Source organism: Xanthomonas sp. GPE 39 (genome assembly GCF_000963005.1).
GTDB lineage: Bacteria > Pseudomonadota > Gammaproteobacteria > Xanthomonadales > Xanthomonadaceae > Xanthomonas_A.
In genome coordinates, this window is the sequence record NZ_JZHZ01000007.1 from 2,331,470 (window position 1) to 2,356,907 (window position 25,438).

Annotated in this window: 18 protein-coding genes and 1 riboswitch; of the genes, 11 read left to right on the forward strand and 7 right to left on the reverse strand. The window is 62.9% G+C overall.

All coding sequences use genetic code 11. The annotated features are described in order from the left end of the window. The first annotated feature begins 55 nt into the window (after nucleotides 1-55). The 3 genes from XALGPE39_RS09825 (at nucleotide 56) to XALGPE39_RS09835 (ending at nucleotide 6,655) form a co-directional block, all read left to right on the forward strand. Nucleotides 56-1,438: an L-serine ammonia-lyase gene (locus tag XALGPE39_RS09825; protein ID WP_045728028.1), complete on the forward strand. Its 1,383-nt coding sequence runs from the start codon at nucleotides 56-58 to the stop codon at nucleotides 1,436-1,438. Between the two features lie 118 nt (nucleotides 1,439-1,556). After that, nucleotides 1,557-4,637, forward strand: coding sequence for a ligand-binding sensor domain-containing diguanylate cyclase (locus XALGPE39_RS09830; protein WP_045729114.1), 3,081 nt, complete (start codon nucleotides 1,557-1,559; stop codon nucleotides 4,635-4,637). A gap of 713 nt (nucleotides 4,638-5,350) precedes the next feature. After that, entirely contained in the window at nucleotides 5,351-6,655 is a 1,305-nt protein-coding gene (locus tag XALGPE39_RS09835; RefSeq protein ID WP_045728029.1) for a glycoside hydrolase family 18 protein, read from the forward strand. 30 nt (nucleotides 6,656-6,685) lie between these two features. Here the strand turns inward: XALGPE39_RS09835 and XALGPE39_RS09840 are convergent, their stop codons facing one another. The 3 genes from XALGPE39_RS09840 to XALGPE39_RS09850 are packed head-to-tail and all read right to left on the reverse strand — an operon-like array spanning nucleotide 6,686 to nucleotide 10,097. Then, nucleotides 6,686-7,768, reverse strand: coding sequence for a homoserine dehydrogenase (locus tag XALGPE39_RS09840; RefSeq protein WP_235429898.1), 1,083 nt, complete (start codon nucleotides 7,766-7,768; stop codon nucleotides 6,686-6,688). Nucleotides 7,769-7,776: 8 nt separating this feature from the next. Further along, nucleotides 7,777-8,994 (reverse strand): O-succinylhomoserine (thiol)-lyase, encoded by a 1,218-nt coding sequence (locus tag XALGPE39_RS09845; RefSeq protein WP_045728031.1) that lies wholly within the window; start codon nucleotides 8,992-8,994, stop codon nucleotides 7,777-7,779. Next, nucleotides 8,991-10,097, reverse strand: coding sequence for a homoserine O-succinyltransferase (locus XALGPE39_RS09850; protein ID WP_152624872.1), 1,107 nt, complete (start codon nucleotides 10,095-10,097; stop codon nucleotides 8,991-8,993). Before XALGPE39_RS09850 ends, XALGPE39_RS09845 begins: the two co-directional genes overlap by 4 nt. A 10-nt stretch (nucleotides 10,098-10,107) precedes the next feature. Further along, nucleotides 10,108-10,226, reverse strand: a riboswitch (SAM riboswitch). Nucleotides 10,227-10,380: 154 nt separating this feature from the next. Between XALGPE39_RS09850 and XALGPE39_RS09855 the strand changes: the two genes are divergently transcribed. The 3 genes from XALGPE39_RS09855 (at nucleotide 10,381) to XALGPE39_RS09865 (ending at nucleotide 13,841) form a co-directional block, all read left to right on the forward strand. Then, entirely contained in the window at nucleotides 10,381-11,259 is an 879-nt protein-coding gene (locus XALGPE39_RS09855) for a M23 family metallopeptidase (RefSeq protein ID WP_045728032.1), read from the forward strand. Nucleotides 11,260-11,305: 46 nt separating this feature from the next. Continuing rightward, nucleotides 11,306-12,910: a peptide chain release factor 3 gene (locus XALGPE39_RS09860; RefSeq protein ID WP_045728033.1), complete on the forward strand. Its 1,605-nt coding sequence runs from the start codon at nucleotides 11,306-11,308 to the stop codon at nucleotides 12,908-12,910. Between the two features lie 259 nt (nucleotides 12,911-13,169). Next, nucleotides 13,170-13,841, forward strand: a complete 672-nt coding sequence (locus XALGPE39_RS09865) for a hemolysin III family protein (RefSeq protein ID WP_045728034.1) — start codon at nucleotides 13,170-13,172, stop codon at nucleotides 13,839-13,841. Nucleotides 13,842-14,013: 172 nt separating this feature from the next. On the opposite strand, the gene XALGPE39_RS09870 is transcribed toward XALGPE39_RS09865, so the two are convergent. From XALGPE39_RS09870 to mtgA, 3 genes are all read right to left on the reverse strand, one after another. After that, nucleotides 14,014-14,442 (reverse strand): CBS domain-containing protein, encoded by a 429-nt coding sequence (locus XALGPE39_RS09870; RefSeq protein WP_045728035.1) that lies wholly within the window; start codon nucleotides 14,440-14,442, stop codon nucleotides 14,014-14,016. Beyond that, complete coding sequence (locus XALGPE39_RS09875) at nucleotides 14,402-15,424, reverse strand: glycosyltransferase family 2 protein (RefSeq protein WP_045728036.1); 1,023 nt, start codon at nucleotides 15,422-15,424, stop codon at nucleotides 14,402-14,404. Before XALGPE39_RS09875 ends, XALGPE39_RS09870 begins: the two co-directional genes overlap by 41 nt. Before the next feature lie 279 nt (nucleotides 15,425-15,703). Next, nucleotides 15,704-16,447 carry a monofunctional biosynthetic peptidoglycan transglycosylase gene (gene mtgA, locus XALGPE39_RS09880; protein ID WP_045729116.1) on the reverse strand — a complete coding sequence of 248 codons (744 nt, stop codon included), beginning with the start codon at nucleotides 16,445-16,447 and terminating at the stop codon, nucleotides 15,704-15,706. Between the two features lie 81 nt (nucleotides 16,448-16,528). Here mtgA and XALGPE39_RS09885 point away from each other — a divergent pair, with 81 nt between their 5' ends. The 3 genes from XALGPE39_RS09885 (at nucleotide 16,529) to XALGPE39_RS09895 (ending at nucleotide 21,558) form a co-directional block, all read left to right on the forward strand. Next, a complete protein-coding gene (locus tag XALGPE39_RS09885) occupies nucleotides 16,529-17,422 on the forward strand; it encodes an Hsp33 family molecular chaperone HslO (RefSeq protein WP_045729117.1) in 894 nt (297 codons plus the stop codon). A 115-nt stretch (nucleotides 17,423-17,537) separates the two neighbouring features. Next, the gene (locus tag XALGPE39_RS09890) at nucleotides 17,538-18,407 is read left to right on the forward strand and encodes a hypothetical protein (RefSeq protein WP_045729118.1); all 870 of its coding nucleotides are present in this window, start codon (nucleotides 17,538-17,540) and stop codon (nucleotides 18,405-18,407) included. Nucleotides 18,408-18,633: 226 nt separating this feature from the next. Then, nucleotides 18,634-21,558, forward strand: coding sequence for a TonB-dependent receptor (locus XALGPE39_RS09895; RefSeq protein WP_045728037.1), 2,925 nt, complete (start codon nucleotides 18,634-18,636; stop codon nucleotides 21,556-21,558). Nucleotides 21,559-21,934: 376 nt separating this feature from the next. On the opposite strand, the gene XALGPE39_RS09900 is transcribed toward XALGPE39_RS09895, so the two are convergent. Continuing rightward, on the reverse strand, nucleotides 21,935-22,549 hold the full coding sequence (locus XALGPE39_RS09900) for a TetR/AcrR family transcriptional regulator (protein WP_045728038.1): 615 nt from the start codon (nucleotides 22,547-22,549) through the stop codon (nucleotides 21,935-21,937). Nucleotides 22,550-22,689: 140 nt separating this feature from the next. On the opposite strand from XALGPE39_RS09900, the gene XALGPE39_RS16460 reads away from it, so the two are divergent. Both XALGPE39_RS16460 and XALGPE39_RS09910 read left to right on the forward strand, forming a co-directional pair. Then, nucleotides 22,690-22,953: a hypothetical protein gene (locus XALGPE39_RS16460; protein WP_235429783.1), complete on the forward strand. Its 264-nt coding sequence runs from the start codon at nucleotides 22,690-22,692 to the stop codon at nucleotides 22,951-22,953. After that, nucleotides 22,950-25,430: an acyl-CoA dehydrogenase gene (locus XALGPE39_RS09910; RefSeq protein ID WP_045728040.1), complete on the forward strand. Its 2,481-nt coding sequence runs from the start codon at nucleotides 22,950-22,952 to the stop codon at nucleotides 25,428-25,430. Before XALGPE39_RS16460 ends, XALGPE39_RS09910 begins: the two co-directional genes overlap by 4 nt. Nucleotides 25,431-25,438: the final 8 nt, after the last annotated feature.

Consider the following 25,438-nt stretch of genomic DNA (forward strand, 5'->3'; position numbering starts at 1 on the left):
CGGCACACGGGGGCATAGAATAACCGTCCTTCAGGCCTTCCCCTCAACGGCACGCATGGCTGTCAGCATCTTCGACCTGTTCAAGATCGGCATCGGGCCGAGCTCCTCCCATACCGTCGGACCCATGCGCGCCGCCGAGCGCTTCGTGAAACGCTGGCTGCTGGATCAAGGCACGCTACAGAACGTCGTGCGCATGCGCGTGGAGGTGTTCGGTTCTCTCGCGCTGACAGGGCGCGGCCACGGCACCGACAAGGCGTTGCTGCTCGGCCTGGAAGGCCAGCGTCCAGAACTGATCGACCCGGATATCATTCCCAGCACACTGGAACGCATCCGCAGCAGCAAACGCATCCAGCTACTTGGTCAGCACAGCATCGCCTTCGACGAAAAGCGCGACCTGGCGATCAACAAACGCCAAAAACTCCCGCATCACAGCAACGGCATGCGCTTCACCGCTTATGCCGCCAACGACGAGATGATCGCAACACGCGACTATTACTCGATCGGCGGCGGCTTTGTGGTCAATCAAGACGATGCCGCCGACGACCGTATTGTCGCCGACCAAACACCGCTGCCCTACCCGTTCAAGAGCGGCGACGAGCTGCTAGCGCAAGCCGCGCGTAGCGGCCTGAGTATCGCCGCACTGATGTTCGAAAACGAAAAATGCTGGCGCAGCGAAGAACAGATCCGCACGGGTTTGCGCGAGATTTGGAACGCGATGCAGGCATGCGTGGCACGCGGCATCCGCGAAGAGGGCTCACTGCCAGGTGGCCTGCAAGTCACCCGACGCGCGCCCATGCTGTATCGCGAACTTTCCTCCAAACCGGAAGCGGCGATGCGCGATCCCTTGACCACACTGGATTGGGTCAATCTCTATGCGCTGGCGGTGAACGAGGAAAATGCTGCAGGTAGCCGTGTGGTCACGGCACCGACCAATGGCGCGGCCGGCATCATCCCGGCAGTCCTGCACTACTTCGACCGATTCTGCCCAGGCAGTGACGAACAACACGTGTTCAACTTCCTGCTCACTGCGGCCGCGATCGGCATCCTGTACAAGGAAAACGCCTCCATCTCCGGTGCCGAAGTCGGCTGCCAGGGCGAGATCGGCGTGGCCTGTTCGATGGCCGCAGGCGGCCTGGTCGCCGCACTCGGCGGCAATCCCGGACAAATCGAGAATGCCGCCGAGATCGGCATGGAACACAACCTCGGCCTGACCTGCGACCCGATCGGCGGGCTGGTGCAGATCCCATGCATCGAACGCAATGCGATGGGCGCGGTGAAAGCCATCAATGCCAGCCGGATGGCCATGCGCGGCGACGGCAAGCACAAGGTTTCGCTGGATAAAGTGATCCGGACCATGCGCGACACAGGCCGCGACATGCAGGACAAGTACAAAGAAACCAGCCGCGGCGGGCTCGCTGTCAACGTCATTGAGTGCTGAGCCGATGCTGCCAACGATGGCCATCGCCTACACCACAGTCCGTGCTATCGCCCGACAAATCACGCAGCGTGCGCTACGACAGATCGGCACGAGGACGCGACACCAGTGCGCCAATGAGATGTCGCGACCTCTCCACCATGTTCGCTGGTACGCGCGTGCGCTAGGGCTGGTCATGCTCCTGGCGGCGTGCAATGCCTACGTCCCCGATGCCAATGCGCTGGAAGCGGACAAGCAGTTCAATCACTACGCACGCGACACATGGGGCCTGGATCAGGGCTTGCCGCAAGTGAGCATCCAGGCGTTCGCGCAGGATCGGCAACGCTACCTGTGGATCGGCACGATGAGCGGGCTGACGCGTTTCGATGGCGTGCGCATGACCTCGTTCAACGACAAAGCACCGGCCCATCTTCCCGGCACATTGATCCAGGCACTACGCGTGGACAACAGCGGCACACTGTGGATCGGCACCTACCGCGGGCTGGCACGGTATCGCGATGGTCATTTCTCCAATGTATTGCCGCAAGATCCACACACGCCGCTGCTCAACATCGAAGCGATCACCTTGGACACCGACGGTACGGTCCTGGTCGCCGCACAGAATGGCGTTTACGCGGTGGAAGGCGAACGCCTGCGGCTGCGCCACCACATCGCTGGCGGCGCGTATGCGCTACTGCCACGTGGACACCAACTTTGGGTCGGCACGCGCGGCGCGGTCCTGCGCCTCGGAGAGAACAGCGCAACACCACTGCCGCTGCCGCAGGACATGCGCGATGCACCCGTGCAACAACTCGTGGAAGCGCAAGGGCGAGTGTGGGCCGGTACCCGCAACGGTCTACTGTATCTTCACGCAGGAAGCTGGCAACTGCTCGCTGACGAGGCCGGTCTGACCCAACGCGCGGTGCATGCCGTGTTCGAGGACAGCGATGGCAATCTCTGGGTCGGCCTGTCTGGCGCTCTGTTACGCGTGCGCGATGGCAAGGTCGTCGAGCGCAATAACGGAACCAACAAAAACACCGCCACCAGCGCAATTTTCGAAGATCGCGAACATAACCTTTGGCTGGGCAGCAATTGGAACGGCATCAGCCGCCTGTGGAACGGCTTGACCCGGCGCTACAGCGTGCCCCAAGGCTTGAATGACCCACTGGTGTGGACACTGGCGCGCGATACCGATGGATCGCTGTGGGTCGGCACCGGTAGTGGCCTGTCACGATTACGCGATGGACGCTACCAACAGGTTCTGCGCATGGATCAATTGCCGACAGACGCGCCCTATACCTTACTCGCCGAACCAGGCCAACTGTGGATCGGAACGCGTCGCGGGATCGCACTTTACCGCGACGGACACCTCAGCCAACCACGGCTGCTGGCCCCCCTGCACGAACTGCAGATCAGCGGCATCTTGCGCGATCACGCGCAACGTCTATGGTTTGCCAGCGACAATGGCCTGTTCCGCAGCGATGGCAAGCATCTGCGCCGCTATGGCATCTGCGAAGGCCTGCGCGACGCGCGCATCCGCCTGCTGCACGAAACCCACGATGGACGCCTGCTGGTGGGCTCGCAGGACGGGTTGTACGAATTGCGCGGCGAACGCCTAGTCGCACTCGCCACACCCGATAGCGCGCTGGCCAACGCCGACATCACCGCGATCCACGAGTTGCCTGGTGGGCAATGGCTGGTCGGCACACTGTCCGAAGAATTGTGGCTATTCGATGGCAAGCGTTGGAGCATGTTCGACGAAACCGATGGACTGCCGGCGAATGCGCCGTTCTTCATCACCGACGATCCTCAAGGTAACGTCTGGGTGACCGGGCTGCGTGGCATCTATCGTCTGCGCCTGACCAATCTGCTAGCGCACGCCGCCACGCCATCCGTCGCGTTACAAGCCGAGCGGATGCTCAGCGAACGCGCGCAGCACCATGGCGGCATGCGTGGGGTGTGCTGCAATGGCATCGGTAACGGCAAGGGATTCATCGAAAACGGCACGCTCTGGCTGCCCAGCCGCGACGGCGTGGTCGCCATGAACACCACTGGTATCGTCAAGAATCCGGTAGCGCCGCTGCCCGTGGTGGAGCGAGTGCGCGTCCTGGGACAGTGGTTGAGCCCGCAGGCACTGCCCACCCCACTCCCCAAACAGGCGCGCGATCTGGATTTCGAATTCACCGCCGCCTCGCTCCAAGTCCCGGAAAGCATCGAATTGCGCTACCGGCTACTCGGCTACGACACCCGCTGGCATTCGCCCGACGACATCCGCCAACGCGTGGCGACCTATACCAATTTACCCGGCGGCAATTACCTGTTCGAGGTCAATGCCCGCAACAATGGCGGAGTGTGGGCGGTGGCACCGGCGCGATTGCCATTGCGGATTCAGCCAGGTTTGCGGGAAACACCGTATTTCAAGTTATTACTGGGACTGGGTGAGCTTGGACTGATCCTGCTCACCGTACAGTTGGCGCGGCTACACAATCGACGTCAGCGCGAGACGCTGGAACAACAGATGCGCGAGCGCACCAAAGCGCTGCAGGAAGCCAACCAGCGCCTGCAGGAAGCCAGCTTCACCGACGAACTGACCCAATTGCGCAACCGTCGCTACCTGTCGCTGCACATCCCCAGCGACATCGCCCTGTACCGACGCATGGCCGACGACGATCAAGACATGGCATCGTGCCCGGGCATGCTATTCGCGCTGATCGACATCGACCATTTCAAGGCGATCAACGACAGCAACGGGCACCACACCGGCGACGCCATCCTGCAACAGATGGCAAAGTTACTGGTCAAGCTGACCCGCAAGAGCGACCACGTGGTGCGCTGGGGCGGCGAGGAATTTCTGCTGGTCATGCGCTCGGCCCCACACGAGAACCTGACCGTCGCCGCCGAGCGGCTATGTCATGCGATCGCGGCGCATCCGTTCGTGTTCGACCAGGGCAAGCAAGGGCGGGTCACCTGCTCGATCGGGATCGCCGAATTCCCGTTCGTGCACGACCCGGACAATCAGCTCGGCTGGGAACAACTACTGGTCTTAGCTGATCGCGCGCTATATCAGGCCAAGGCCAGAGGCCGCAACGGCTGGGCAGCGTACCGACCGCTGCCCGGCACCCAAGCCGAACAGGTCCTGGCGGCGCTGCAGGAACCGTCCGAACACATGTCGCATCACACATGCCTAACCCTCGTCCACAACAACTGCAGCGCCCCACCCTGAAGTGACGCAAATGCGCGCTGCGTTGCACATCAGGCAATCGCACCTGCACAGGCGTGTCCTGCCCCACCCCCCCCTTCCAAGGACGAGAGTTGCTGTGCTCGATCCGGCGGGGGCTACAAATAGAAGCGATAAGTGTGCCGATGAAAAAGCTGTGCCGCTGGTTCGACGTGGTACGCCGCACTCTGTAAGACACACCGACTAAAGTGCCTGCAAGGCTTGGTGTTCACCAACTGCCGCCACACTCCCTTGGTGCGCAACGATGGCATGAAACAGGAGTTCATCACCACGCAATGTGCACAGCAGAAACGGATGATTGAACGGGGAATCCGCACACTCAAACAGCAATGCGCGCATCGCCGCCGACTTGAGCACCTAGCGACTGGATCACTGCTGACCAAGTTAACCACATGAACTGAAAAGGAACTTCCAGATCATGCCACCTCCACGCTATGCGCTAGCGCATACACGTGAATGAAGGAAATCACTCATAGATCTGCATGACGACCCGAAAACCATCACCATAACGCGCAGCAAAAAATTACCAGCACACGCACAGATCTTTATGTAGACAATCAAACAAATCGGTGCGATTCGAATCACAGTTAATTGTGTCCCGTATGGAAATCCTCGATTCCAGTAACGAGAGTGACATTTCACGCTTATATCCAGAGCCTGCACCAACCTCGCTCTCCAAATAAGTAAGGAAATTTCTCATGCACTCTTTCATCCGCGCATCCCTACGAGGCCTCTCTTGCAGCTTCGTTCTCCTCGCGCTCGGCACCGCTTGCACGCATGCCGAAGCAACCAACGCCAACAATCCCCGGCTAGTTGGCTACTTCACTCAATGGAGTATCTACGGTAGCAACTATCAGGTTCGCGATATCGAGACTAGCGGCGCAGCACAGCACCTGACCCATCTGCACTACGCATTCGGCAACGTGCACAACAACCGTTGCGAAGTCGGCGTCAACCAAGCCAGCGATCCGAATACAGGCGCAGGCGGCGACGCCTATGCCGACTACACGCGCAGCGTCAATGCAACGCAGAGCGTGGATGGTGTCGCCGACACAGCTACGCAGCCGCTACGCGGCAATTGGAACCAGTTGCGCAAACTCAAGGCACTGCATCCCCAACTCAAGGTGGTAATGGCGCTTGGTGGTTGGAGTTGGTCCCCCGGCTTCGCCAGCGCGGCGCGTCCGGAAAACCGCCAAGCCTTCGTCGCCTCATGCATTGATGCTTACATCCGCGGCAACCTACCCGTCGTTGATGGCGCAGGTGGGTCCGGCGCAGCCACTGGCGTGTTCGACGGCTTTGTCATCGACTGGGAATTTCCGGTCGTCTGCGGACTGACCTGCGGAACACCCGAAGACCGCGCGAACTACACCGCGCTGATCGCCGAATTCCGCCGCCAGCTCAACGCGGTGCGTCCTGGGCTGTTGTTGGCCGTGGATGCAGGCGCAGGCATCGACAAAATCCGAGTCACCGATCCGGGGGTGTATCAGCGTTATCTGGACTACATCGACGTGATGACCTACGACTTCCATGGCGGCGCATCAGACACAATCACCAACCATCACTCCGCGCTGTTCCACTCGCCGTCTGATCCATCCACCGGCGATAAGCGCTATTACAACAGCACCGATGCGATATTGGCATTCCTCAAACGCGGGGTTCCGGCATACAAGCTCAATCTTGGCGTCGGCTTCTACGGGCAGGGCTGGAAAGACGTCGCCAATATCAACAACGGCCTCTATCAGGCCGGCAATAACGCCGGAGTCTCAAAATACAACGCATTGAAAATACACGCCGGCAACGATTATTACGACCCGCACGCCTTCGCCCACTGGAAATACGATAGCGCCAGCTCCACCTTCTGGAGCTACGACGATCCGGCAATGGCCAGCCTCAAGGGCGGCTACGTCAAAGCGCTAGGGCTGGGCGGCGCATTCTTCTGGGAGTTGAGTGGCGACGACGAACAGGGCAACCTGCTCCATGCGCTGTACCAAGGATTGCACTGAGGCTGAAGCCTGCGGTGGCGCTGCGCCCCATCAGCGCCACCGTTCGGACATCACAATCCGTAGCACATCGTCCAGCAGTGCGGCGGCGGTAACCTCGGCACCAGCGCCCGGCCCCTGGATCAACAATGGCTGCTGCCGATAGCGATCGCTGTAGATGGCGACCCGGTTATCGGTGCCGGAGCCACTGACAAGCGAATGCGACAACGGTAACTCGCGCAGGCCCACCGAGGCACCATGCGCATCGAACCGGCCGACGAAGCGCAAACACGCACCATGCGCGCGCGCCTGCGCCAGGCGCGCGGCCAATGGCGCATCCAACTCCGACAAGACCGCGTCCAACGCCGGTAACGTCGCCGCCGCCAAAACTTCCGGCACCAGCGACTCCACATGCACCTGCTCGGCCTGCAACGGCAAGCCTGCGGCACGCGCCAGGATCAACAGCTTGCGACGCACATCCTCGCCGGATAGGTCCTCGCGCGGATCGGGCTCGGTATAACCGGCCGCAGCGGCTTCGCGCACGCACGCAGAGAACGCACAGCGACCATCGTAGCGATGCAGCAACCAGGCCAACGAGCCGGACAAGATCCCTTCCACCGCATGGATATGATCGCCGCCGGCCACCAGCGCGCGCAGACTGCTCAGCAACGGCAGGCCTGCGCCAACCGTGGCGCTGTCGCCATAGTGCGCGCCAACGGCATGGCAGGCGGCATGAATCTGCTCGGCGCGGGCCAGCGCGGCACCTTGACCGAGCTTGTTGGCGGTGACCACATGCACACCGCCTCGCAACCATTGAGCATGCCGCTGCGCCACCACCTCGCTGGCCGTGGCATCGACGACAATATCGCCCTGGCGCAGGTTCTCAGGCAACACCACCGCTAGGGCGCCACGCTCGGCGGCATTGGCCTGGGTCAGGGCCTGCGCCGGTGCGTGCGCGCACTCGACCACCGTGCGCGAATTCGCGAGCCAGACGAACGCGGGCAGACCGACACGGCGGCGTTGCAGCGCCTGATAGCGCGCGACGAAGGCGCGACCGACGGTGCCAGTGCCTAGCAAACACAACTGCGGCGCCGCCAACGCGACTTGCCCCAGCGGCAGCGAACACGCATTGGCCAACGCGTTGCTCACGCATCCACCCGTTTGCGCGGCACCGCCTCGCTGGCGCGCTGCGCACGCTCCAGACCCGCCCGCAGGTCGACCAGCAAGTCGGCACTGGACTCGATACCCACCGACAAACGCAACAGGCCATCGGAAATACCAGCGTTGGCCCGCGCTTGCGGGGTCATCGCCGCGTGCGTCATCGACGCCGGATGGGCAATCAAACTTTCCACACCGCCCAACGATTCGGCCAGGGTGAAATAGCGCAATCCATCGACGAAGGCACGCACCTCGGGCTCGGCCCCAGCCAGTTCGAAACTAATCATCGCGCCGAAGCCCTGTTGCTGACGCGCCGCGATGGCATGTCCGGGATGCGTGGGGATGCCGGGGTAGTACACCTGCCGCACTGCCGGGTGCGTTTGCAGCAGTTCCACCACCGCCTGCGCATTCTCCTGGTGTACACGCAAGCGCGCATCCAGCGTGCGCAGGCCGCGCAAGGTCAGGAACGCATCGAACGGCGAACCGGTCAAGCCCAGTGCGTTCGCCCACCATGCCAGTTGCTTGTGCAATTCGGCATCGGCGGCGACCACCGCACCACCGACGACATCGCTGTGGCCGTTGACGTACTTGGTGGTGGAATGAATCACCAGGTCGGCGCCAAAAGCCAGCGGCTTCTGTAGCACCGGAGACAAGAACGTGTTGTCGACCACCACCAGCGCACCGGCCTTGTGCGCGGCGTCGATGACGAAACGCAGATCGGTGATGCGTAGCAACGGATTGGATGGGGTCTCGATCATCACCAGCCGTGGCGATTGCGCCAACGCCTCGGCCAACGCGCGCGGATCGGTCAAATCGACGGTGATCAAAACGAAGTGGCCTTTTTTCGCCAACGCATCGAACAACCGCCAGCTACCGCCATAGGCATCGTGCGGTACCACCAACGTGTCACCCGGCTGCAGCAGCGCATTGAGTACCAAATTGATCGCGCCCATGCCGGTGGCGGTGACCACACCGCCGGCACCGCCTTCCAGCTCCGCCAACGCTTCGCCGAGCAGGTCGCGGGTTGGGTTGCCGCTGCGGGTGTAGTCGTACTGGCGCTTGTTGCCGAAGCCATCGAAGCTGAAGTTCGACGACAGCACGATGGGCGGGGTCACAGCACCGTGGGTGGTGTCGCGGTCGATGCCGGCGCGCACTGCGGCGGTGGCGGCAGTACAAGGCAGATCGGTGTCGTGTGCGTTACTCATGCGTCAGCTCCGGTGGGGCGAAGGGCAGTGGCGAGGATCGCGTCGATGCGATCGGTTTCTTTCAGAAAGGCATCATGTCCGTAGGGCGAACGCAGCACGCGCAGGCTGCCGCGCGGCCCCAACCCTTCGACCAGGGTCACCAGGTCGGACAACGGCACCAGGCGGTCGCCCTCGACCGCGACCACCACGGTGGACACGGCGACGGCGCTGGGATCGATGCGGTGCAGGTCGATCGATTCGGACAGGCGCAGATAAGCGTTGACCTGGGTGCGCGCCACGTACTGGGCACCGGCGGCATCGAGGTAATCCTCGGCGGCAACGCGCACACGGCCATTGATCACTTCCGGCGCCGCATCGAAGCGTTCGCCGAATTCTTCGGGCGTGCGATAGCTAAGCATCGCGAACTGCCGCGCCAGCGACAGCCCATGGTGTTCGGCGCACTGCAATTGACCCAACGCCACCGCGCGGCGCTGCAACGCGCGCCATGCCGCAGCATAAGGATGCGCGCGATGGGCGCCGCTGACCGCGACCAGCTTGCGCAGACGCTGCGGATGGCGCACCGCCAATTGCAGGCCGACCAGCGCGCCGTAGGAATAGCCGACGAAGCCATGTAATTGGACGATATCCAGAGCATCCAACAATGCGGCGATCGCGTCGGCCTGGTCGGCACTGTCGATCGGTGCGTCCAGGCTGCCGTCGGCACCGACGAAATCGAACGCCAGCACCCGCAACTGGGTCGGATCCAGCGCACGTCCTGGCGCGACCAAATCCTCGACCCAGCCCTTCTCGGGGAACGTGGCATTGGCAGCCAGATGGCGATGCGCGGAAATGCCGCCGGCCACGAATACCACCGGCGCGCTGGCCGGGCCGCTCAGCTCATAGCGCAAGCGCAGCAACTGCACGCCCGCATGACGCAGCGGCAGCGCCACCGCGATCTCGCCGCGCATGGCCCGCACGCCATCGGCAGGCACCGCCGACACGCCATAGCGGTCGTGAGGCGCAGGGAGAGAGGTAGAGCAATCGGACGTATTCACAAGACGCATGGCGGTATCCAGTGAGGAACGGCCATCGAGCTTCGCGGAGCTCGCGTTCGCCATGCACAGAGCATGGATCGAACCATCTTTCGGCGGACGCGTCGGTCACCGCAGGATTTGGCACCTACACAAGCGCTTGCGCGCCCGCTGGCTGCCCCGGCATCAAAGGGCCTGTCCCTCCGCCGGTCTCGATGGTGATGCCACGATGCCTAGGTTTTTCGGCAATGTCAATCGCTTTATTCGGATGAAGCGATACAAAACATGTCGCCCCCCCCTGGTATCGGCCATACTCCCTCGCCCTGACCAAGCACCGCTCTACGTGCACCGACACTCCTCTCACCGCTGGTTTGCAATGGCTTGGCTGCTGGCGCTTGCGTCGAGCACATGTGCACAAACACTGCTGCGGTGGAACGCGCCCCACCCGGTCGCGCATACGGCCCCAACCTGGCTGACGGTCACTGCACGCCGCAACGGCCTGCGTGAAATCTGGCTGGGCAATCCGCTGGGTGGACCCGTGCAGATCCAGCTCAACGGGGAGGTCAACGGGTTCAAGGCCATTCCGGCACTGCCGCGCGACATCGAACTGGCGGCGGGCGAACGCCGCCTGGCGAGCTGCCTGTATCCGCTCGACGGCGACACCGACGCCAGTGGCGCCAGCGCGGACCTGCACATCGAAGCGATCCCCGGCTCGCCGCACGCTCACGCCGAACCTGTCCTCTACCAATTGCCTTTCAAGGGCGTCCCAATCCGCATCGATCAGGGCTTCGGCGGCGGCTTCAGCCACCACGATCCCGCCAACTTCTACGCACTGGACTTCGCGCTGCCCGAAGGCACCCCGATCCTGGCCGCGCGCGAGGGCGTGGTGATGGAAATCCGCGACGACTTTCGCGAGTCCGGCACCGATGCCGCGCGCCTGGGCCAAGCCGCCAATCTGGTGCGTATCGTGCATGCGGACGGGAGCATGGCGCTCTACGCCCACCTGGCCGCCGGCGGCGTGCAGGTTCGGGTTGGACAGAGCGTACAGCGCGGCGAGCGGCTCGGCCTGTCCGGCAACACCGGCCTGACGACCGCGCCGCACCTGCACTTCGCGGTGCAGCTCAACCGTGGCCTGCGCCTGGAATCGGTACCGTTGCGCATGGCCGGCCCGCTCGGCGAACTGCACTTCGCCCATTCTGATCCGCCCGCAGACAGGTACCGCAACCGAACGGGCCAACCGACAAGCCCGCTATAATCGCAGGCTTCCCCGTTTCCGATGACGCCCGCCGGGCGTGCTGCCCATGTCCGAAGTCGCCACCGAAGCCGCGCGTCGCCGCACCTTCGCCATCATTTCCCATCCCGACGCCGGCAAAACCACGCTGACCGAAAAACTGTTGCTGTTCGGCGGGGCGATCCAGATGGCCGGCTCGGTCAAGGGACGCAAAGCCGCACGCCACGCCACCTCGGACTGGATGGCGCTGGAAAAGGAACGCGGCATCTCGGTGACCTCGTCGGTGATGCAGTTCCCCTACGACGGCAAGATCATCAACCTGCTCGATACCCCCGGCCACGCCGACTTCGGCGAGGACACCTACCGCGTGCTCACTGCGGTGGATTCAGCGCTGATGGTGATCGACGTGGCCAAGGGCGTGGAAGAACGCACCATCAAACTGATGGAAGTGTGCCGGCTACGCGACACGCCGATCATGACCTTCATCAACAAGCTCGACCGCGAGGGTAAGGATCCGATCGACTTGCTCGACGAAGTGGAGACCGTGCTCGGCATCCAGTGCGCGCCAGTGACCTGGCCCATTGGCATGGGCCAACGGCTCAAGGGCGTCGTGCACCTGATCAGCGGCGAAGTACACCTGTACGAGCAGGGCCGCAATTTCACCCGTCAGGATTCGACCATCTTCCCATCGCTGGACGCGCCCGGCCTGGCCGAGAAAATCGGCGAACAGATGCTGGCCGAACTGCGCGAGGAACTGGAACTGGTGCAAGGCGCCAGCCACGCGTTCGACCTGGACGCCTATCGCGCCGGCAAGCAGACTCCGGTGTTCTTCGGCTCGGGCGTCAACAACTTCGGCGTGCAGCCGTTGCTGGACTTCTTCGCCGAACATGCGCCGCCACCGCAGCCACGCGCCACCACCGGCCGCCAGGTGCGGGCCGAGGAAGACAAGTTGAGCGGCTTCGTGTTCAAGATCCAGGCCAACATGGACCCGCAACACCGCGACCGCGTCGCGTTCATGCGCATCTGTTCTGGCCGTTTCGGCGCGGGGATGAAAACCCTGCATGTGCGCACCGGCAAGGAAGTAAAACTGGCCAATGCGCTGACCTTCATGGCCAGCGACCGCGAGATCGCCGCCGAAGCCTACCCCGGCGACGTCATCGGCATCCACAACCACGGCACCATTTCCATCGGCGACACCTTCACCGAGGGCGAGGCGCTGTCGTTCACCGGCATTCCCAATTTCGCACCGGAATTGTTCCGCCGCGCGCGGCTGCGCGATCCACTCAAACTCAAACAATTGCAGAAAGGTTTGGCACAGTTGTCCGAAGAAGGCGCCACGCAATTCTTCCGCCCACTGATGAGTAACGACCTGATCCTCGGTGCGGTCGGCACGTTGCAATTCGACGTGGTGGCCTATCGACTCAAAGACGAATACGGCGTGGATGCCAGCTTCGAGCCGGTCGGCGTCGTCACCGCACGCTGGGTGCATTGCGACAACGCCAAAAAACTGGAGGAATTCCGCGAGAAAAACGCGATGAACCTTGGCATCGACGCCGCTGGCGAATTGGTCTACCTGGCCCCGACCCGGGTCAATCTGCAACTGGCACAGGAACGCGCGCCGGACGTGCGCTTCGCCGCCACCCGCGAACACGCGCACTGCGTGGCGCTGGACTAAGAGTGGCTAACAACGTCGCCAATCGCTGTCGACTGGGCGCGGACAGCACACAGGAACCACAGTGTACTGATGGAGATACTGAGGATTCCGAGCACTGCCCGCGCCCGTGCGGCGGTGACGCAGCGGTTTTGTTAGCGACCCTACAAACCGCTGACAACACGGCGATGTATGACGACACCTGAGCACACGCCCAACCAGCAGCGCCATGTTGCACCACGATGGATGCGAACCGCTCGCAATTGTTTTACCGTATGCCCCCATGGACGCAGACCACTCGCCCGCCTCCACACACGCAGATACGTCCCACTCCACGGACTGGCGCGACGAACTTGCCAGCACGCTGACCCATGGATTGGGGGCAATCGCAGCGCTAGCTGGCGGCTCAGTACTGATTACCCTTGCGGCAATCTACGGCGACGGCTGGCAACTGGCCACGGCCATCGTGTTCAGCGTGAGCTTGCTGCTGCTGTACGTGGCCTCCACCCTGTACCACGCCATCTCACATCCAGGTGCGAAGGCACGTCTGCAAATCTTCGACCACTGCGCGATCTACCTGCTGATCGCTGGCACCTACACCCCATTCACCCTGATCGGACTGCGTGGCCCATGGGGTTGGGGCTTGTTCGCGGCAATCTGGAGCATCGCCGTGGCGGGGGTGATCTTCAAGCTGTTCTTCACCGGGCGTTTCCGTCTGCTGTCGACCTTCCTGTACATCGCCATGGGCTGGCTGATCGTGGTTGCGATCGAGCCGCTGTTGCGCGCGATCGATGCGCGAACACTTGGCTGGCTCTTAGCCGGGGGGTTGTTCTACACCCTTGGGACGTATTTCTATCAACGCGACACCGTGCGCTACTTCCACGCGATCTGGCATCTGTTCGTCCTCGCCGGCAGCGTCTGCCATTTCGTCGCGGTGACCGGACAAGTGCTCTGAGGCCGCCGCGACCGCATTTCGCACTTTGCACACCTCAGGCGGCAGCGCTTCAGCGATAGCGCGTCCGTGCCACACATCGCACCAGAACGCGGAAAGACAAACAACTGAAGCACCGACGCGAAACCACGTGCCGGTGCCTTTCCGAACCCCGAACTCCCAAACACCAGGCGGCTCAACTGGCGATATAGCGCTGCAACTGATCCAGTTCCTGACGTTGCTCCTCGATCACCGCCTTGACCAGATCGCCGATCGAAATCAGCCCGATCACCGCACCCGCCTCCACCACCGGCAAGTGACGGATGCGGTGCCCGGTCATCAGCTGCATACACTGCTGCACGCTCTGCGCAGGATCCACGGTGTGGACCTTGTCGCTCATGATGTCGCGCACCGGCGTGGTGGCCGAAGAACGCTCCTGCAACACCACCTTGCGCGCGTAGTCGCGCTCGGACAGGATCCCGGCCAGATGCCCGTCCTGCATCACCAGCACTGCGCCGATGCCCTTGTCGGCCATCAACCGCAGTGCCTCGATCACCGCCGCATCCGGTGCGATCGCGTGGATCTCACCGCCCTTCTCGCTCAACACATGCCGTACCGTACGCATCACTGCCTCCCGGTTCGCTGGATCGCGGGTCCGAGCATACTCCTTCGCCGGGTGCACGCCAGGTATCGACCAAATACAGTGGACGTTGCTTGGACTCCTCGTACAAGCGACCGAGATACTCGCCGATCAGCCCCAAGGCGATCAGCTGCACGCCGCCCAGGAACAGAATCACCGCCATCATCGTCGGCCAGCCGGCGACCCGATCGCCCCATAGCGCAGCCTTGACCACCACGACCAGCCCGAACACAAATGCGGCAACGGCGGTCGCCAGGCCAAGATACGTCGCCACCCGCAACGGCGCGGTGGAGAAACCGGTGATCCCGTCCAGGGCGAAATTCCACAGCCGCCACAGGCTGAACTTGCTGTGCCCAGCCAAACGCGGCGCGCGCCGATAAGGCACCGCCAAGCGACGGAAACCGACCCAGCCGAACAGGCCCTTCATGAAACGGTGGCGCTCGCGCAACTGACGCAGCGCGGCCAGCGCACGCGGCGACAATAGGCGGAAATCGCCGGTGTCGGCCGGGATCGGTGTCTTCGACAGGTACCCGATCACCCGATAGAACAAGGCGGCGGTGCCGCGCTTGAGCCAGCTTTCCCCCTCGCGCAGGATACGCGTGCCGTAGATGTCGTCGTAGCCGTCACGCCAGTGTGCGACGAACTGCCCGATCAATTCCGGCGGATCCTGGCCATCGGCATCCAGCAACATCGCCGCGCCGCATTCGACGAAATCCAGCCCTGCGGTCAAGGCCAGCTCCTTGCCAAAATTGCGCGACAACCGCAGCGCCCCGACCCGCGGATCGGACTCGGCCAGCGCCAGCATGGTGTCCCAAGTCGCATCGCGGCTACCGTCGTCCACGTACAACACGCGGCCTTGCACCCCCTCCAGTCGATCGAGCACGGCAAGGATGCGCGGGTGCAACAACGGCAGCGTTTGCGCCTCGTTGAACGCAGTAACGACGACGGTGAGACGTTCGGGTTCCATCCGTGAATGGTACGAAGGGTGGCGCAACTGCACCAGTGATCCCGCACGCCTCAGACAATGGCCGCAATATCCAACGCCGACGCAGCGGCACCGACATCTCCATGCCCTCGGACCACCTGCATCACGCGCACGAGGAGTTGGCTAAACACCTACAACGACCGCAGCACCGCCGCGCGCGCAACAGTGCGCGGAACGCTCCTGTAGCAGCTGCACATTGCGGTTCCTGTGCGCTGTCCGCGCCCGCACGATGAGTAACTGGCGAGGTTTTGTTCGGTCACGCTAAGGTGACAGCAAGTAACCTGGGCCTCCCAGTTGTCGAGCCTGGCGCTCGATCCAGTCGGCGCGGCGCTGCACATACGCCCCAGGTCGCGCCGCGTCATAGCGCTGCGGCGCCGGCAACACCGCAGCCAGCAACGCACTCTGTGTCGGGGTCAGTTGCGCCGCGTCTTTGCCCCAGAAGCGAGCGGCCGCCGCCTGCGCGCCGTACACCCCGTCACCGAACTCGGCGAGATTGGCGTAGACCTCCAGAATCCGCTGCTTCGACCACAGCGCTTCGATCAGCACCGTATACCAGGCCTCCAGCCCTTTGCGCAGCCAACTGCGGCCCGACCAAAGGAACAGATTCTTGGCCACCTGCTGACTGATTGTGCTGGCACCGCGCAAACGCCCGCCGCGCGCATTGTGGTCGCGCGCCTTCTCGATCGCCCGCAAATCGAAGCCATGGTGACGGGGAAAGCGCTGATCCTCCGCCGCCACCAGCGAGATCAGCAGACTGGGCGCAATCTGCGCGCTATCGCGCCAGCGATAGGCGATACGGAACGACCACTCGCCACTGGCCCAGGCACCGACTTGACGCTCCAGCATCATCGCCGAGAACGGCGGATCCACAAAACGCAGCAGCAGCACTTGCGAGACACTCACCAATGCGAAAATCAACGGCAACAGCAGCAACCCGCGCAGCCAGCGTCGCGCAAGCGATCTGCGCGCAGGCACGGCACTTGCTTCATGTCGTGCCGCCCCCATTGCAATGCTTTCTTCGATCTGGTCCACCGCGATGATCCATTCTCCTGCGGTCGCCATCTTCCCATGCCCAGCGAGGCCGCAATGCACTCTTCCGATGATCGCCTGACCCGCTTCCTACTCCCCCAAGCCGGCGTGCGCGGCGTCCATGTGCGCTTGCAGGACACTTGGCGCCAGATCCAGGCACCGGCGGATTATCCGAGCGCCGCGACCGAACTACTCGGCGAAGCCTGCGTCGCCGCCGCCCTGTTTACCGGCCACACCAAGGTCGATGGACGCTTATCGGTGCAACTACGCAGCCAAGGCGCGCTACGTACCCTGTTCGCCGAATGCACCGCCGCCGGCACCCTGCGCGGCATCGTCCAGTTGGACGAAGGCCAGGACGCACCGCGGGATCTGCGTACACTCGGCGACACTGCCCTGCTGGCGATCACCATCGAGAACCCCGGCCTGGACCCGCGCGAACCGCAGCGCTACCAGAGCCTGGTGGCCTTGTCATCGGCCGAACTGGACGAGGCGCTAGAGGACTACTTCCGCCAGTCGGAGCAATTGCCAACCCGGCTGATTCTGGCCGCCGAAGGAACCCAGGCGGCAGGTCTGCTGCTACAAAAGCTGCCCGGCGATAGCGGCGACGCGGACGGCTGGAACCGCGCCGGCGCCCTGTTCGAGACCCTCGCCGCGACAGAACTGCTGATCACCCCGGCCGACACCCTGCTGCACCGACTCTTCCATGAAGAGACGCCGCAATTGCTCGGAACCCGACCACTGCGCTTCGGCTGCTCCTGCTCGCGCGAGCGAGTCGCGGCCATGCTCCGCTCGCTGGGCGAGGAGGAAGCGCGAGCCGCAGCCGAGGCGACGGGGCAGGTCGAGATCCGCTGCGAGTTCTGCGGACACCGCTACGATTTCCCATTGGCAGAATTCGGCGTATTGTTTGCCGTAACGCAGCCTGAACCTCCGTCATCGGAGCGCATGCAGTAACAGGAGGACGCGTCGGGAGCAGGACACCCGACTTGTTAAATAAACATAAACAAACTATCATCCGAACCCCTGCCATGCGGGAACTTTCGTTCCCTCCATGAGTATCAAACAACCGATGCGAGCCCTTCTGCGCCTGCCGCTAGCCCTACTGATCGCCTTCTCGGCGATGACGGGCGCGCACGCGCAGAGCAAGCCCGGCACCCCCAACGATCACAACGATCACACCGTGCTGCCGATCTGGAACAAGGGCAGTGGCAAGGTCGAGGCTCTGCTGTACTTGGAGCCGACAGGCGAACAAGCCGTCGGCGCACGCTGGCACTTCGGTGGCAACTCACTGGACGCGGCGTTTGGGCTGTCCTCCGGCGACTCGCTCGGCCTACTGTGCAATAGCGCCAGCGGCAGCAGTATCAGCGGGCTGGCCAGCCACTGCATGCTCGCCAGCCTGGGCGACGAGGATGGCGCAATCGGCCACCACATTGCCGCCACCACGTCTTTCAATCGTCCCGGCGGGCGCCTGTCGCTGTCCGCCGGCAGCGGACGCGAGAACCTCCCGGCATGGCTGGCCGGCGCCAACAAAACGCCGTCGATGCGCATGGAGCAAAACGATCTGACCGTGTTCGCCCAGCAGAACATCGGCCGCGAAGGCTTCGTCTCCATTGGCGGCACGTATGCACACGCACGCCTGGTGCCAATCGCCGACGCCTCGCCCGCCCTGGTCGATCAGTGGGACAGCAAGAGCCTGAGCATCGGCGGCGGCTACCGCTCCTTCAGCGCCAATATCATCGGCCGCGTCGTCGACGCACCGGGCCAGCCGGGCAAGTGGTCGGGCCTGGGGGTCGGACTGACCTGGCGCACGCCTTGGAGTGGACAGCTCACCGTTGGCGCAGAGAACGTTGTTACCCGCGGCAAGAACCCCTTCGCCCCGAACAACATCAGCACCGAAGAGGGCACCATCCCCTACGTGCGCTACGAGCAGGATCTGTAGCACCCCATCGGCGACACGCGACAAAGCGAGTCGCACTTGGCATTTCTTGAACCGTATCCGAACAAAGTACGGATTCACTTCAAATAAGCACTTTGTTAACGGTACTTTAATTCTTTCTCCGGTCGAGCTACCATCCCGGCAACCTGGCGGCCCTGGAGTTGCGCTTGCGACTCCGCACGACAGGCATACCTCGGGCAATAGCCCAATCTCATTCGGAGAGAGATTAATGAATTGCAAGACCAACCAACTGCGCGACGCAGTCGTGCTCGCACTGGTCGTGGGAGCTGGCGGCACCGCAGGTGCGGCCATCGCTCAAGACGCGGGCAAGGCGGGCGCCACCACCCTTGATCGTATCGAAATCACCGGCTCGCGCATCCGCCAGGTCGACACCGAGACCGCGCAACCGGTCATGCTGATCAGCCGCGACCAGATCGAGAAGCAAGGCTTCAAGTCCGTCGCCGACATCCTGCAGAACATCCCCACCGCCGGCTCTCCAGCCGTCAGCCGCACCTCTCCCCTGGCCAGCGGTGAGGACGTCGGTGGTTACTACATCGATCTGCGCAACCTCGGCGCCGCGCGCACGCTGGTGCTGGTCGATGGCAAGCGCTTGGGCAGCACCAACAGTGGCCTGCAGGACGTGTCCTCGATTCCCGCCGTGGCCGTGGAGCGTATCGAAGTGCTGAAGGACGGCGCCTCCTCGATCTACGGTTCCGACGCCATTTCCGGCGTGATCAACATCATCACCCGCAAGCATTTCGACGGCGCCGAAGCCGGCGCCTACATCGGCCAGTACGGCCAGGGCGACGGCCAGCGCCAGGTCTATGACTTCATGATGGGCAGCAGCAGCGATCGTGGTTCGCTGAACGCCGGCGTCGAATACAGCAAGGAAGATCCGGTGTGGGCGCGCGACCGCTGGTTCAGCCGCGACCGTTTCCCGACCGGCGAGAAGTCCGCCCCGCGTCAGGGCGGCCTGTCCGGCACCACGCAGTTTGGCCGTTTCGTCTACACGGACAGCACTGGTAACGAAACCCGCACCCTGCGCCGCGATACTGCCGGTCTGGATCCGGCAAACATCAACAGCTACCGGGCACTGAATAGCTCCGATGTCTCCAACCCGTCGCTGGCCTCGACCGTCTACAGCGGCATCAAGCGCAAATCGGCGTTCTTGAACGGCACGTTCAACTTCTCCGATAACGTCCACTTCGACACCAGCATCCTCTACACCGATCGCGATTCGTTCGCACAGAACGCAGGCTATCCGTTCAAGAGCGCCGCTTTCGCCCTCACCCAGGGCGGTCTGTCGGCCGACAGCGTGTTCAATCCGGTCGGCAACGATGCCACCGGCGGCCTGCCCCCGGGCACCACCGCGCAAGCCGTCCAATACGTGCGTCGTGGCTGGGAAGTGCCGCGCGAAGTGCACAGCAATCTCTCCACCTACCGCTTCACCGGCGCGTTCAACGGCACCTTCGAACTGGCCGAGGGCAAGTTCTGGGATTGGGACGTAGGCTATCTGTACAACCAAAACAAGGGCACGCAGGTCACCACGGGCAACTTGAACACCCTTGCGGTGAGCCAAGCAACCGGCCCGTCTTTCATCAATGCCAATGGCGTGGCTCAGTGCGGAAGCGCAAGCAATCCCATCCCCTTGGGCAGCTCCGGCGGCAACTGCACGCCGTGGAATCCGTTGATTCCGTTCGGCTACAACTCACCTAACAGCCTGCGCGACCCGAACGTGCAGAAATTCCTGTACCAGAACGGTCAGGCCTTGTCGAAGACCGAGACGAAGAACTTCTTCGCCAACATTACCGGCAGCCTCTTCAGCCTGCCAGCGGGCGATCTGGCCATGGCACTGGGTGCCGAACACCGCCAGGAAAGCGGCAGCTTCTCTCCGGATGCAATGGCGCAAGCGGGCATCTCCACCGACCTGGCAGCCGGCCCGACCAGCGGCAAGTACAGCCTCAACGAAGTCTATGCCGAATTCCAAGTGCCGCTGCTGGCCGACATCGCGTTCGCCAAGGAACTGAGCCTGTCGCTGGCCAGCCGCTACTCCGACTACAACAATTTCGGCAGCACCTTGAACAACAAGTTCGGCTTCAAGTGGAAGCCGATCGACTCGCTGATGTTACGCGGCACCTGGTCGCAGGGCTTCCGCGCACCGACCATCGCCGACCTGTACGGTGGCCTGTCGCAGAGCTTCGAAAACTATACCGACCCCTGCGATACCAAGTTCGGCACGGCGGCGGGCAATGCGCGCTGCGCGGCGGCGGTCCCGGCAGGCTTCCGTCAGCTCAACAACTCTGGCACGGCTCCGGCGCCGGGGCCTGGCGAGCAGAGCAACGTCCCGTTCCTGTCCGGCTCCACGCCGACACTGAAACCGGAAACCTCGACCTCCAAGACCTTGGGCCTGGTATGGAGCCCGGAGTTCGTCAAGGGCCTGAACGCCTCGCTGGACTGGTGGAAGATCCGCATCGACAACACCATCGTCAGCGATGACCCGAGCACCTTGCTGGAAGACTGCTACCTGCGTGGCATCGCCTCGCGTTGCACGGGCTTCACGCGCAATGCAGCCGGCAACATCACCTCGCTGTCCTTCGGCCTGCGCAATGCCGGCTACCGGGATACCGAGGGCTACGATCTGGATCTCAGCTATCGTTTCGACACCGCGTTCGGCAACTTCACCACGTCGTGGATGAGCACCTACGTCGCCAAGAACGAGCTGAAGCAGGATAACTCGGGCAATCCGCCGAGCCAGCAGAACGGCTACCAGCACCCGGACGGCAGCTATTTCCGCGTCCGCTCGAACTTGAGCCTGACCTGGCAGATGAACGACTGGTCGGTCACCTGGAACACGCGTTACTACTCCAGCGCCAAGGAACGTTGCTTCTTCGATGATCGTTGCAGCAATCCGAACTTCACCGCTCCGGAGTATCAAGGTGCGACCTACCCGGTCAACCGTATCGGTGCCAACACCTTCCACGATCTGCAGGTGAGCTACAACACCCCGTGGAATGCCACCGTCGCGGTCGGTGCCAACAACGTGTTCGATCACTACGCTGCACCGTCGTACTCGACACCGAGTTCCGGCTACTCGTACTACGGCGGCTACGACGTCGGTCGTTTCATTTACATGAAGTACCAGCAGCGCTTCTGATCGCCTCGCGATCACCGCTGCGTCACTACAACGGCTCCGCAAGGAGCCGTTGTTTTTTTGTGCCTGCGCGCGGCAGACATCCAGCACACGAAGAGAGATGCGACACAACCACGCACCCTCTCCTCTATATCAGCATGGACACAGCAAGCGCGATAGGATGCGATTGATGCGCGAGCCTCGGCCAAGGATCACGCTTCGGCGCGAGCATGAAACGAATTGGCGTTATGCGAACACGCATGGCACACAATGGCCGTAGGCGCATACACGAACGCGCCGGCCTAGACGCTGTCGGTCCAAAACATGCGCTTGCGGTTTTCCAGCGCAGACACGACTCAGCGTTGTTGCGGGGTAAGGCCGAACAGTCGCTTGCCAGGAATCAGCAGGGAATCAAGGTCACGATGACGTGCTCGACGTAGGCCTCGAATTCCTCACGCGCCGGCTTGGGCTGATGCAATTGCAAGGAAAGCTGCAGGAACCCGACATAGGCGGCATAGGCCAGCCGCGCACGGTGCTGGGCATCGGTGCGGCTGAGTCCGGCCTGGCGGAACGAGGCAATCAGATAGTCCATACGCCGCTGCGAGACTCGATCGATGATCGGCCGCACCGCAGGGTGATCGAGCACCTTCAGCAACTCGCTGTAGATGATGTGCGGCTTGACCTCATGTGCCACCAGTTGGAACAGCGCGCGCAAGCGCGTGCGCGGATCCGTCACATCCTCCAGGCTACCGAAAACCTGTTGTTGCTCGACCAGCTCCCAGCGCTCCAACGCCGCTTGCAACAACGCATCACGGGAGGGGAAATGCCAGTAGAAGCTGCCCTTGGTCACCCCAAGACGCCGCGCCAGCGGCTCAACCGCCACGGCATTCACGCCCTGCTCGGCGATCAGGTCCAGCGCGGCCTGAGCCCAGTCTTCAGCACTGAGCCGACTATTGCGGCTACCACTGGGTGGCGCAGGACCATCGTCGGAAGAAGGTGAGGGCACGGTATTCATCCGTGGATTTAACCATACGGGCGGGTTGGTTGCAGGATGCCGCCTGGACAAACAGCGCGCGCATGCCCAGCAACACCGGCTTTTCGACCCCCATACCAGAGGGTATTGACATTGCCGCCGGGAATTCCATACCATTAAGTATGGAGACATCCATCACCACGTTCCAGCACCCCACTCGCAGCGGGCTTGATGACGCCAGGGGCGAGTGGCTGACCGCGATCACCATGGTCCCAGGCAAGGCGTGCAGCATCGTGTCTGCACGCGGTCGCGTACTGCCCCTTCATGGCCGAGCCACCAACACCACCTTGATCGCGGCTGTGCTGGACTTTCTCGACGCACTGCCACCGGCCAGCCCTGGCGCACCGTTCGCCGTTACCGAGTCCGTTCCCGGAGCACACCCATGAGCATCGCCACTCCCTTTCTCGTGTTGTTGCTGGCCGGCGCCTTTGCCGCCTATCACCGCGTGCGGCTCGCGCTCTGGGCCGCATCGAGCGCGACGTTGTTGGTCGTCTGTTGGCTACTCGGCGCCAGCCACGTCGCCACCATCGTCGCTGCGGTGTTGCTGGGGCTGTTGACGGTTCCGCTGCTGCTGCCATTCGTGCGCAAACCGCTGCTGACCGCGCCCTTGCTGAAGGTATTCCGCAAGGTGTTGCCGCCGCTGTCGCAGACCGAACGCATCGCCCTGGAAACCGGTTCGGTCGGTTTCGAAGGCGAACTGTTCACCGGCAATCCGGACTGGCAGAAGCTACTCAACTATCCGAAGCCGCAGCTCAGCGCAGAAGAGCAGGCATTCCTGGATGGCCCAGTGGAAGAACTGTGCCGGATGATCAACGACTGGGAAATCACCCACGTCCATGCTGACCTGCCACCGGAGTTGTGGAGCTTCATCAAAGAACACAAGTTCTTCGGCATGATCATTCCCAAGGAGTACGGCGGCCTGAGTTTCTCCGCGCTCGCCCATCACAAGGTGATCCAGAAGATTGCCTCGGCCTCGACCGTGGTCAGTTCGACCGTCGGTGTCCCCAACTCGCTGGGCCCGGGCGAATTACTACTGCATTACGGCTCCAAGGAACAAAAGGACTATTACCTACCGCGTCTGGCGGTAGGCCAGGAAGTGCCATGTTTCGGCCTCACCGGCCCATTCGCCGGCTCGGACGCCACCTCGATTCCCGACTACGGCATCGTCTGCAAGGGTGAGTGGAACGGCGCCAATGTCCTCGGCGTCAAGCTGACCTTCGAAAAACGCTACATCACCCTGGCACCGGTCGCGACGCTGATCGGCCTGGCATTCCGCCTGTACGACCCGGATGGCCTGATCGGCGATACCCAGGATATCGGCATCACTCTGGCGCTGTTGCCGCGCGAAACCCCAGGAGTGGAGATCGGACGCCGCCACTTCCCATTGAACTCGCCGTTCCAGAACGGCCCGATCCACGGCCGCGAGGTCTTCATTCCGCTGAGCCAACTGATCGGCGGTGTGGATATGGTCGGCAAGGGCTGGAACATGCTCAACGAATGCCTGGCCGTGGGGCGCTCGATCACCCTGCCCTCCACCTCCAGCGGTGGAGCCAAGTTCGGCGCGGTGGTCACCGGTGCGTATGCGCGCATCCGCAAGCAGTTCGGCCTGTCGGTCGGCCGCTTCGAGGGCGTGGAAGAGGCGCTCGCGCGGATCGGCGGCAAAGCCTACGCGATCAGTGCATTGGCACAGGCCACTGCGGCGGCGGTGGACCGCGGCGACGTCCCGTCGGTGCCGTCGGCGATCGCCAAGTACCACTGCACCACGATGAGCCGCGAGGTGATCAGCGACGTAATGGATGTGATCGGTGGCAAGGGCATCATCCTCGGCCCACGCAACTTCGCCGGGCGCGCCTGGCAGGGCGCGCCAATTGCGATCACCGTGGAAGGCGCCAACATCATGACCCGCAGCCTGCTGATCTTCGGCCAGGGCGCGATCCTGTGCCATCCATGGGTGATGAAGGAGATGAAGGCCGCAAGCGAGCCAGACCACAAGGCCGGCATCGACGCGTTCGACCGCAGCCTGTTCGGCCATATCGGCTTCGCCCTCTCCAATGCGGTGCGCTCGCTGTGGTTCGGCTTGACCGCTTCGCGCATCGGTGCTGCCCCGGGCGACGCCTACACCCAGCGTTTTTTCCGCAAACTGGACCGGTATTCGGCGAACCTGGCACTGATGGCAGACGTGTCGATGCTGATGCTAGGCGGCAAACTGAAATTCAAGGAGTCGCTGTCCGGACGCCTCGGCGACGTACTCAGCCACATCTACATGACCAGCGCGATGCTCAAGCGCTACCACGACGATGGCGCGCCGGCGAGCGACCAGCCGCTGCTGGCGTGGGCCTTCCACGACAGCGTGCATAAGATCGAACTGGCTCTGTCGGCGGCACTGCGCAACTTCCCGATCCGTCCAGTCGGCTGGCTGATGTGGGCATTGATCTTCCCCTGGGGCCGTCGCGCCGAAGCACCGGGCGACCGCCTAGGCCACCGCGTCGCCGCGCTGCTGATGACCCCCAACGAAGCGCGCGATCGCCTCGGCGAAGACGTGTTCCTGACTCCTGGCGAGAACAACCCCGGTGGCCGTATCGCCAGCTATCTGACCAAGGCCGTGCTGGCCGAGCCGGTGGAACGCAAATTCCTGAAAGCGCTCAAGAGCAAGAAAATCCAGGCGCTGGACTTCACCTCGCAACTGGACGAAGCAGTCCGCGAAGGCATGCTCACGCTCGACGAGCGCCATCAGCTGGAAGAACTGCGCGAGATCACCATGGACACGATCAGCGTCGACGACTTCGACAGCAACGCACTACGCGCGGCCAGCTATTTCACCGGCATGGGGAACGGTCACGACCACTCGCGCGAAGCAGCCTGATCCTGCGC

Bases quoted from the DNA above. Each gene is read 5' to 3' on its own strand.
- XALGPE39_RS09825 (WP_045728028.1), top strand. From the start codon at position 56: ATGGCTGTCAGCATCTTCGACCTGTTCAAGATCGGCATCGGGCCGAGC.
- XALGPE39_RS09830 (WP_045729114.1), top strand. From the start codon at position 1,557: ATGTCGCGACCTCTCCACCATGTTCGCTGGTACGCGCGTGCGCTAGGG.
- XALGPE39_RS09835 (WP_045728029.1), top strand. From the start codon at position 5,351: ATGCACTCTTTCATCCGCGCATCCCTACGAGGCCTCTCTTGCAGCTTC.
- XALGPE39_RS09845 (WP_045728031.1), bottom strand. From the start codon at position 8,994: ATGAGTAACGCACACGACACCGATCTGCCTTGTACTGCCGCCACCGCC.
- XALGPE39_RS09855 (WP_045728032.1), top strand. From the start codon at position 10,381: ATGGCTTGGCTGCTGGCGCTTGCGTCGAGCACATGTGCACAAACACTG.
- XALGPE39_RS09860 (WP_045728033.1), top strand. From the start codon at position 11,306: ATGTCCGAAGTCGCCACCGAAGCCGCGCGTCGCCGCACCTTCGCCATC.
- XALGPE39_RS09865 (WP_045728034.1), top strand. From the start codon at position 13,170: ATGGACGCAGACCACTCGCCCGCCTCCACACACGCAGATACGTCCCAC.
- XALGPE39_RS09870 (WP_045728035.1), bottom strand. From the start codon at position 14,442: ATGCGTACGGTACGGCATGTGTTGAGCGAGAAGGGCGGTGAGATCCAC.
- XALGPE39_RS09875 (WP_045728036.1), bottom strand. From the start codon at position 15,424: ATGGAACCCGAACGTCTCACCGTCGTCGTTACTGCGTTCAACGAGGCG.
- mtgA (WP_045729116.1), bottom strand. From the start codon at position 16,447: ATGGGGGCGGCACGACATGAAGCAAGTGCCGTGCCTGCGCGCAGATCG.
- XALGPE39_RS09885 (WP_045729117.1), top strand. From the start codon at position 16,529: ATGCACTCTTCCGATGATCGCCTGACCCGCTTCCTACTCCCCCAAGCC.
- XALGPE39_RS09890 (WP_045729118.1), top strand. From the start codon at position 17,538: ATGCGAGCCCTTCTGCGCCTGCCGCTAGCCCTACTGATCGCCTTCTCG.
- XALGPE39_RS09895 (WP_045728037.1), top strand. From the start codon at position 18,634: ATGAATTGCAAGACCAACCAACTGCGCGACGCAGTCGTGCTCGCACTG.
- XALGPE39_RS09900 (WP_045728038.1), bottom strand. From the start codon at position 22,549: ATGAATACCGTGCCCTCACCTTCTTCCGACGATGGTCCTGCGCCACCC.
- XALGPE39_RS16460 (WP_235429783.1), top strand. From the start codon at position 22,690: ATGGAGACATCCATCACCACGTTCCAGCACCCCACTCGCAGCGGGCTT.
- XALGPE39_RS09910 (WP_045728040.1), top strand. From the start codon at position 22,950: ATGAGCATCGCCACTCCCTTTCTCGTGTTGTTGCTGGCCGGCGCCTTT.